The organism is Providencia sp. PROV116, from assembly GCF_028482485.1.
Lineage (GTDB): Bacteria > Pseudomonadota > Gammaproteobacteria > Enterobacterales > Enterobacteriaceae > Providencia > Providencia rettgeri.
Genome location: NZ_JAMPQO010000023.1, coordinates 65,685 through 74,971, shown reverse-complemented (window position 1 = coordinate 74,971; position 9,287 = coordinate 65,685). Strand labels below are relative to the sequence as shown.

Here is a 9,287-nt window from a genome sequence, read left to right as displayed (position 1 = left end):
AATTAAAGGTTTATTGCTTAATTAGCAGTAAACAGCCGAAAGGCAAAAGAATAAGTGGAGCGGTAGTTCAGTTGGTTAGAATACCTGCCTGTCACGCAGGGGGTCGCGGGTTCGAGTCCCGTCCGTTCCGCCACTTAATCTAGGGGCGTAGTTCAATTGGTAGAGCACCGGTCTCCAAAACCGGGTGTTGGGAGTTCGAGTCTCTCCGCCCCTGCCAGTTACCAATTAAGTAATAATAAAAGAAGTATCTATTGATAACCCGATTAGCTTAATCGGGTTTTTCTTTATTTATCTAATAGTAGATATAGAGTTACTTTTCCCTATTTGCTAATTTTCATTTGATTTTAGCCAATCTACTATCCCACTGTTTTATATGCTTTAATTGTATTCATCATTTTAAATGCAAGAAATAAGCTCCTTGATTTATTTCTCTCTCATCCAATCCTTTGACGTTCTTTATTAATACTAAAAATAGGTGAGTTATTACTTACTGTTTATATCTTTTAATTACATTTGCTACTAAAATGTATTGATGATATTACCTAGTTGCCCTCTCAACTATTCTTCTTTATTTTCATCGGCTTATATACATTTCAGCTAATCAGTAAATTGTTGCTTGCTACTTTATGTTTTTCAATAGTATTTGTGGGTTGAAAGGTATTTTAATGCGCTCAATCTTTAATTTAGATAAATGTCGTATACCGAGAATTGCTGGTTTAGCTTTATTAATCTCAAAAAATCATTTTGTTTATATTGTATAAATAAATGCCGATGAGTTATTCGTGATTGGTATATCTTATTAAAAGATAAAAAGAAGCATCAATTAAGATCATTGTGCAGTGGAACATAGTTTGTTTATAAAGTAGTAGGAAGGTGAGTGAATTCGGTTACTCACCTTCTTCTTTTATTGTTCACTTAACTGTGCATTTTTTATTGGCGTTTTAATCAGTTGATTGATAAGAGCTTGCTGATCGTTTTTTTGGAGCCAGACTGCATACAAAGGTTTGTTTATTGAGGTTTCTGAGAGCGTTTTTAGGCCTGGATATTGATATACCCAATGAGCAGGTAAAAATGCCGCTGAAAGCGATACAGGAAGTAATTGGCGGGTAATATGGGCAGAGGTCGTGATCATTACGGGTGTATCATCTTGGGTTAGTGATGGTTCATTTTTGGGATGGAAATCAACCCCCCACTCTAGCTTTATAAAATTATATTTTGTTAATGCAATATTTTTTTGGGAAGCCATAAGCTGTAAATCAATCGTACCGATGATAGTGCTTTCAAACTCATCCATTTTTGGGGGTTCAGTTGCGATTAATAAGTCTAATTCTCTAGAATGTAGTTGCTTAACAAGAGACTGGCGCGTTGAAACCCTAGCTTCGAGCCGCAGTTCATCATGTTGATTATAAAGTTCTTCTACCCAGTCAGTTAGATAACCTTCCCAAAGTGAAGCTGTAGCACCAATAGAAAGCTCTGTGTGTTGTGAGGCATGAGATATTTCTTTTTTAGCTTGCAACCAGGTATTCATTAACGATTCGGCATATGGAACAAGCCTTTCTCCCGCGGCTGTTAACCGGATATTGTTTCTATGCCTAGTAAATAAGCTTGTACCTAGCTGTGTTTCTAATTGTCTAATACGAAAGCTAACTGCTGATTGTGTTAAATAGAGTGATTCTGCGGCTCTACCGAAGTGCCTAGTCTTACTGACCTCTAAAAAAGTTCTCAATAACTCGCTGTCCACATGCATCTCCAATTATTTTTGTCGTGATGATTTAAATGTTTTGTTTTACAGATTGTCAATGCTGTCTAATACTCCGCGCCATATAGAGTTTGACTGTAATAAGTTAGGAGTGTGTCAGATGGCAGATAGCTTCATCACGACTAATCGTTTTTTTGATAATAAACATTACCCACGTGGCTTTTCTCGTCATGGTGATTTCACCATTAAAGAAGCTCAGTTGCTAGAACGTCTCGGCCAAGCTTTTAATGAGCTTGATATAGGTAAACGCGAACCTCAAACAGAAGAAGAAAAACTTTTCGTCGCTGTATGCCGTGGTGAGCGTGAACCTGCTACCCCAGAAGAAAAAGTTTGGGCAAAATATTCTAGCCGTATTAACCGTCCAAAACGCTTCCATACTTTATCTGGCGGTAAACCGCAGATAGATCCATCGGAAGACTACACTGATACAGATGATTAATATCATCATCGTATAATAAGAGGGACTACGGTCCCTTTATTTTTACGAGATAATAAAGTAGTTATCTGTCCATTCTTCTCAGCTTACTTGTTTTTGCAAATGAAGCAATAACTTATCCATCGCTCGATACCCTAGAGCTTCTAATAAATCAGAACGCTCAATAGTTTCTGCGGCATTAAGGTCGGCTATTGTTCTGGCAACTCTTAATATTCTGTGCCAAGCTCGGATGGAAAGACCTAACTTATTTAATGCATGTTCTAAGAATAATGCATCTTTTGCGGTTAGTAGGCAAAATTGTGTGGTTTCTCTTGGCGTTAGTAAACTATTAATTTTTCCGGCTCGCCTAAGTTGCCTATTTCTGGCTTCGATAACTCTTTGTCTGACGTGTTCACTTGTTTCACCTTGATTGGTTTGGCTACTCAATGAACCGAGAGGTAACAATGGAATTTCTATAGAGAGATCAAACCGGTCAATAAAAGGCCCTGATATGCGTGAAAGGTAACGTAGGATACGGGAAGGAGCTGAACGACTCATTTCTCCTTGGTAATGACCTGTTGGGCTAGGGTTTAGAGCTGCAACTAACTGAAAACTAGCGGGATAGCAAACTTTTGCTTTTGCTCGAGAAATACTAATTTTTCGGGATTCTAGTGGTTCTCGTAAAGAATCGAGTACTGAGCGGCTAAATTCTGGTAATTCATCTAAAAATAAAACACCGTGATGTGCAAGTGAGATCTCGCCAGGCTTGGGAAGAGAGCCACCGCCAATTAAAGCTGCAATTGATGCGCTATGATGGGGCGCTCTAAAAGGCCTTATCGGCCAATTCATGTCTTCTTTTGTATTTTCACTCAAGCTATGTAATGAAGCAACTTCTAACGCTTCCTGAGAGGTTAATGGGGGAAGTAAAGTCATTAGCCGACTGGCTAACATCGTTTTTCCTGTTCCTGGCGGACCCAATAAGAGTAAATTATGCCCACCAGCGGCACAGATTTCTAATGCTCGTTTACCATGTTCTTGGCCAATGATATCGTTAATATCACCTTCTTGCTTGATTGAGAGAGGTGCTTGGTGAATTTGTTGATTACAAAGCAATGTGTTTTTGTTATGTAAAAAATGACAAAGCTCCAATAAGGATGTTGCGAAATAAACGCTATTATCTGAGAGTAGGCCTAATTGATGTTGATTCTCCATAGATAGTATTAAGGAGCGTTGTTGTTTTAATGCTGATTGGGCGGCAGGAATAGCACTGCTAACATAGCGAACATCGCCTGATAAAGCAAGTTCACCTAAAAATTCATACTGTTTTAATGGCTCGTGGGGGAGCTGTCCTGATGATGCGAGTATGGCAATCGCGATTGCAAGATCATACCGACCACTTTCTTTTGGTAAGTCAGCTGGAGCTAAATTAACCGTCATTTTTTTAGCTGGATATTCAAATCCGCTATTTAGTAGAGCGCTTCGAACTCTATCTCTTGCTTCTTTTACGGCCGTTTCTGGTAGCCCAACGAGTGTTAAACCTGGGAGCCCATTACTAATATGTGCTTCAACAGTAACAAGAGGTGCTTCTAACCCAATTGATGCTCTAGTGTAAACAATCGCTAATGTCATGAGCCCTCCAATATTATTTACAGAGTAATATTCTGCTAAAAATAATTTGATTTATCTTGAATAGATAACATGTTTGCGAAACCGCTCGATAATTTAATTACTTAGTTACTGAGTTGTTTCAATTTACTACGAGTGGCTTCGAAGCTAGGTTATAACTGGGATTGTGTTAGTTTCATGAAGCGAGGATACTATGCCGAGCTTGGTTATTCATAAGAAAAAGTAATTAATTATGTGGGGTGAGTTTTAATGGTGCCAAATGACTAATATGGATGATGTAGCTGATTATGCTATGTATTCTATTGAATTTTACTGAAGAATGGCTATTTAAGTAGTTTATAATGCTAATTTCATTGTTATTATATGATTTTAAAGTAATTTAATGTTTTGAAAATAAATAAATTAAATAAAAGTTGTCAAAACGCCTTTAAAATGATAACTCTAAATAATAGATGATTAAGAACATTGAAAAAGTAAAACACATGAACGCATTTATCCAAGCAGTTAGCCTAATTATTATTAGCGTGGTGGTGATTATTATCCCACCGTGCGGGGCTGCACTTGGACGACGAAGGCTAAAATAACAGCCAGATCTCACGAGAACCCCGCACCGAAAGGCGCGGGGTTTTTTTTGATATAAATGTTGATTGATGCAAGCACACTAAATAAAACATAACAAATACAAATAGATAAAGTAGACAGACAGGAGATAAAGCATGAACGGAGCACAATGGTTAGTTCAAGCATTGCGAACACAGGGAGTTGATACCGTATTTGGGTATCCTGGTGGTGCAATTATGCCAGTTTATGACGCATTGTATGATGGTGGAGTTGAGCATTTATTGTGTCGACATGAGCAAGGGGCTGTAATCGCGGCAATTGGTTATGCACGATCAACAGGAAAGACAGGGGTGTGTATTGCAACATCTGGTCCTGGTGCAACAAATATTATCACGGGGCTAGCGGACGCATTATTAGACTCTGTTCCTGTTGTCGCCATTACTGGTCAAGTCGCTTCTGAATTTATTGGAACCGATGCTTTTCAAGAAATCGACGTCTTAGGGTTGTCTCTAGCTTGTACTAAGCACAGTTTTTTGGTTGAAGACATCGAGGATTTACCTCGCATTCTTGCTGAGGCTTTCGCAATCGCAAATAGTGGGCGACCAGGCCCTGTACTGATTGATATTCCGAAAGATATTCAGCTACAACACGCTGAGTTGTCTCCGTTTTTAATGCCGGTAGAGCAAGAAGTCACGTCACCTTTATCAGAAATTCAACAGGCAAGAATGCTATTAGAGCAATCAGAAAAGCCTATGTTGTACGTTGGTGGCGGTGTTGGAATGTCAGGTGCCGTAAAAGAATTACGCGAATTTATTGAGTTTACAGGTATTCCTTCAGTTGCAACATTAAAAGGGCTTGGTGCTGTGAGCCCTTTAGATGAAAACTATTTAGGCATGTTAGGTATGCACGGTACTAAAGCGGCCAATATTTCTGTGCAGCGCTGTGACTTACTCATCGCTGTTGGTGCTCGTTTTGATGATAGGGTAACAGGTAAGTTAAATACTTTTGCACCGAACGCCAAAGTGATTCATATCGATATAGACCACGTAGAATTGGACAAATTACGTCAAACGCATGTTGCGTTGCATGGTGATGCAAAAGTATTACTACCTGAATTAATGCTTAAAAAATCAATAGCACCTTGGCTGCAGGAAGTTCAGCAACTTAAAAAAGAATTCGGTTGGCGTTATGACCATCCTGGTGAGCCTATTTATGCACCACTGTTACTGAAACAACTGTCGGATAAAATGCAGCCAAATACGGTTGTTACTACCGATGTAGGGCAACACCAAATGTGGTCGGCACAACATATCACCGTTGATGGCCCTGAAAATTTCTTAACCTCAAGTGGGCTTGGAACCATGGGGTTTGGTATCCCTGCGGCAATTGGGGCACAGGTTGCTAGGCCTGAAGATACGGTTGTTTGTGTATCAGGAGATGGCTCATTCATGATGAATGTCCAAGAGCTGGGAACCATCAAACGTAAGCAACTTCCTGTAAAAATTCTTTTAATCGATAACCAGCGCTTAGGCATGGTTCGCCAGTGGCAAGAACTGTTTTTCGAACAGCGTTATAGCGAAACTATTTTAACAGACAACCCTGATTTTGTGGCATTAGCCAGCGCGTTTGGTATTAAAGGCCAACGGATCACAGATAAGTCGGAAGTTAATGCGGCATTAGATGAATTACTTAATAGCGAAGGTGCCTATTTATTACAGGTATCAATTAATGAACTAGAAAACGTCTGGCCGTTGGTTCCGCCTGGGGCTAGTAATGAAAAAATGATGGAGAAACCATTATGATGCAACACCAAATCTCGATATTGGCCCGTTTCCGTCCTGAGGTTTTAGAGCGTATATTAAGGGTCACTCGCCATCGTGGATTTCGTATTAATGCCATGAATATGGGACAATCGACAGACGGCGACAATGTTAATATTGAACTTACTGTAAGTAGTCAAAGGCCATTAACCCAGCTTTGTGCACAGTTAACCAAGCTTTCGGACATTACAGAAGTTGAAGTACTACAACAAGAATCACGACTATTACGCACACAAAGTGCAATGTAAGGAATATACAAATGACTAAGAAAGCTGACTTTATTTGGTTTAACGGTGAAATGACGCCATGGGCTGATGCAAAGGTTCATGTTATGTCTCATGCTCTGCACTATGGTACATCAGTGTTTGAAGGTGTCCGTTGTTATGACTCGCACAAAGGTCCTGTGGTCTTCCGCCACCGTGAGCATATGCAACGTTTGCATGATTCAGCAAAAATTTACCGTATGCCTGTCAGCTACAGCGTGGAAGAGTTAATGGAAGCATGTCGTGCAACTCTGCGTAAAAATAACTTAGTCAGTGCGTATATTCGTCCATTAGTGTTTATTGGTGATGTTGGTATGGGTGTTAACCCTCCAGACGGTTATAACACCGATGTGATTTTAGCCGCTTTTCCATGGGGAGCGTATTTAGGTGAAGAAGCGTTAGACCAAGGTATTGATGCGATGGTCTCTTCTTGGAATCGTGTTGCACCAAACACCATTCCTACAGGGGCAAAAGCAGGTGGCAACTATTTATCTTCTCTACTAGTTGGTAGCGAAGCTCGTCGCCATGGTTACCAAGAAGGTATTGCATTAGATGTTCACGGATATCTCTCCGAAGGTGCTGGGGAAAATATTTTTGAGGTGAAAGATGGCATCCTGTATACACCTCCGTTCACATCATCTGCATTACCAGGTATTACGCGTGATGCAATTTTAACTTTAGCAAAAGATTTGGGTATCGAAGTACGTGAGCAAACACTATCACGTGAATCTCTCTATCTTGCTGATGAAGTCTTCATGACAGGAACCGCTGCAGAGATCACTCCGGTTCGTAGTGTTGATGGTATCCAAGTTGGCATTGGCCGTTGTGGCCCAGTAACCAAGCAAATTCAGCAGGCATTCTTTGGCTTATTTGATGGTACAACAGAAGATAAATGGGGCTGGTTAGATCCAGTAAACCCTTAATAATTAAATTTAAATAGATGTTACAGGCGGACGTTCCCCGCCTGTTTTAAACACGGGAGTTAAAGATATGCCTAAGTACCGTTCAGCAACAACAACTCATGGTCGTAATATGGCTGGGGCTCGTGCATTATGGCGTGCAACAGGCATGACCGATGCTGATTTTGGAAAGCCCATTATTGCTGTTGTTAACTCATTCACACAGTTTGTTCCAGGCCACGTACATTTACGTGATTTAGGCAAATTAGTTGCAGAGCAAATTGAAAATGCAGGTGGTGTTGCGAAAGAGTTTAATACAATCGCTGTTGATGATGGGATTGCCATGGGACATGGCGGAATGTTGTATTCCTTACCTTCCCGTGAATTAATTGCGGATTCTGTTGAATATATGGTGAACGCACACTGTGCGGATGCCATGGTGTGTATTTCAAACTGCGATAAAATCACCCCAGGCATGTTGATGGCGTCATTACGTCTGAATATTCCGGTTATTTTTGTTTCGGGCGGTCCAATGGAAGCAGGTAAAACCAAGCTTTCAGATCAAATCATCAAGCTCGATTTAGTTGATGCCATGATTCAAGGGGCTAACCCTAATGTGAGTGATGCAGATAGTGAGCAAATAGAACGTTCAGCATGCCCAACGTGTGGCTCTTGCTCAGGAATGTTTACTGCAAACTCAATGAACTGCTTAACTGAGGCGCTTGGGTTATCTCAGCCAGGAAATGGCTCATTGTTAGCGACTCACGCAGACCGCGAAACTTTATTTATCAATGCAGGTAAGCGCATTGTTGAATTAACCAAACGCTATTACGAACAAGATGATGAAAGTGCGTTACCACGCAATATCGCTAATAAATCTGCATTTGAAAATGCGATGACGTTGGATATTGCCATGGGTGGTTCAACTAACACAGTCCTGCATTTACTTGCAGCAGCTCAAGAAGCAGAGATCGATTTCACCATGGATGATATCGACCGTTTATCACGTAAAGTCCCACATTTGTGTAAGGTTGCACCGAGTACACAAAAATACCATATGGAAGATGTTCACCGTGCTGGTGGTGTCATCGGTATTTTAGGTGAACTGAGCCGTGCAGGTTTATTGCAAGAAAACGTGACGAATATTTTAGGTCTGAGCTTCCAAGAAACATTAGCGCAATATGATGTGATGTTAACAAAGGATGAGGCCGTTAAATCAATGTTTTCCGCGGGCCCTGCTGGTATCCGTACAACAAAAGCCTTTTCACAGAATTGCCGCTGGCCGTCATTGGATACTGACCGTGAGAATGGGTGTATCCGTAGTATTGAGCATGCGTATAGTTTGGATGGGGGACTGGCTGTCCTGTCTGGAAATATTGCAGAAGATGGTTGTATTGTTAAAACCGCTGGAGTTGATGAAGGCAGTTTAACATTCCGTGGCCCTGCCAAAGTCTTTGAAAGCCAAGATGACGCAGTAGAAGCTATTTTGGGTGGCAAAGTCGTTGAAGGAGATGTGGTTGTTATTCGCTATGAAGGGCCTAAGGGTGGTCCGGGCATGCAAGAAATGCTGTACCCAACCTCATACCTGAAATCAATGGGATTAGGCAAAAGCTGTGCATTGATAACAGATGGTCGCTTCTCTGGCGGTAGCTCAGGGCTTTCTATTGGTCATATTTCACCAGAAGCAGCGAGTGGTGGCTTACTCGCATTAGTTCAAGATGGCGATATTATTGATATCGATATTCCAAAAAGAACGATGGTGCTGGATGTTAGTGAAAGTGAGCTGAATCAACGCCGTGAAGCGGAATTAGCTCGAGGCGATAAAGCTTATACTCCGCGTAATCGTCAGCGTGAGGTTTCTTTTGCTCTGCGCGCTTATGCTTCATTGGCGACGAGTGCAGACAAAGGTGCTGTTCGTGACAAGTCGAAATTAGGGGGCTGATT

8 protein-coding genes and 2 tRNA genes are annotated in these 9,287 nt (G+C 41.0%); 8 read left to right on the top strand and 2 right to left on the bottom strand.

Annotation, left to right across the window (positions count from 1 at the left end):
- The first annotated feature begins 56 nt into the window (after positions 1-56).
- Positions 57-133: transfer RNA gene (locus tag PSE72_RS16265), tRNA-Asp, on the top strand.
- A gap of 8 nt (positions 134-141) precedes the next feature.
- A tRNA-Trp gene (locus PSE72_RS16260) sits at positions 142-217 on the top strand.
- Positions 218-904: 687 nt separating this feature from the next.
- Here the strand turns inward: PSE72_RS16260 and hdfR are convergent.
- Entirely contained in the window at positions 905-1,747 is an 843-nt protein-coding gene (gene hdfR / locus PSE72_RS16255) for an HTH-type transcriptional regulator HdfR (RefSeq protein WP_042851484.1), read from the bottom strand.
- Positions 1,748-1,859: 112 nt separating this feature from the next.
- On the opposite strand from hdfR, the gene PSE72_RS16250 reads away from it, so the two are divergent.
- Entirely contained in the window at positions 1,860-2,198 is a 339-nt protein-coding gene (locus PSE72_RS16250) for a DUF413 domain-containing protein (RefSeq protein WP_004907240.1), read from the top strand.
- A 78-nt stretch (positions 2,199-2,276) separates the two neighbouring features.
- Here PSE72_RS16250 and PSE72_RS16245 read toward each other — a convergent pair whose 3' ends face one another.
- On the bottom strand, positions 2,277-3,803 hold the full coding sequence (locus tag PSE72_RS16245; protein ID WP_198641750.1) for a YifB family Mg chelatase-like AAA ATPase: 1,527 nt from the start codon (positions 3,801-3,803) through the stop codon (positions 2,277-2,279).
- Positions 3,804-4,282: 479 nt separating this feature from the next.
- Here PSE72_RS16245 and ilvL point away from each other — a divergent pair, with 479 nt between their 5' ends.
- The 5 genes from ilvL to ilvD all read left to right on the top strand — a co-directional run bounded on the left by ilvL (position 4,283) and on the right by ilvD (position 9,285).
- Complete coding sequence (gene ilvL / locus PSE72_RS16240; RefSeq protein ID WP_071524553.1) at positions 4,283-4,384, top strand: ilv operon leader peptide; 102 nt, start codon at positions 4,283-4,285, stop codon at positions 4,382-4,384.
- 132 nt (positions 4,385-4,516) lie between these two features.
- Positions 4,517-6,163, top strand: coding sequence for an acetolactate synthase 2 catalytic subunit (gene ilvG, locus PSE72_RS16235; protein WP_115168131.1), 1,647 nt, complete (start codon positions 4,517-4,519; stop codon positions 6,161-6,163).
- Positions 6,160-6,429: an acetolactate synthase 2 small subunit gene (gene ilvM, locus PSE72_RS16230; RefSeq protein WP_004907250.1), complete on the top strand. Its 270-nt coding sequence runs from the start codon at positions 6,160-6,162 to the stop codon at positions 6,427-6,429. Before ilvG ends, ilvM begins: the two co-directional genes overlap by 4 nt.
- A gap of 11 nt (positions 6,430-6,440) precedes the next feature.
- Positions 6,441-7,367: a branched-chain amino acid transaminase gene (locus PSE72_RS16225; RefSeq protein WP_004907252.1), complete on the top strand. Its 927-nt coding sequence runs from the start codon at positions 6,441-6,443 to the stop codon at positions 7,365-7,367.
- 67 nt (positions 7,368-7,434) lie between these two features.
- Entirely contained in the window at positions 7,435-9,285 is a 1,851-nt protein-coding gene (gene ilvD, locus PSE72_RS16220) for a dihydroxy-acid dehydratase (protein WP_004907256.1), read from the top strand.
- The last annotated feature ends 2 nt before the right edge of the window (positions 9,286-9,287 follow it).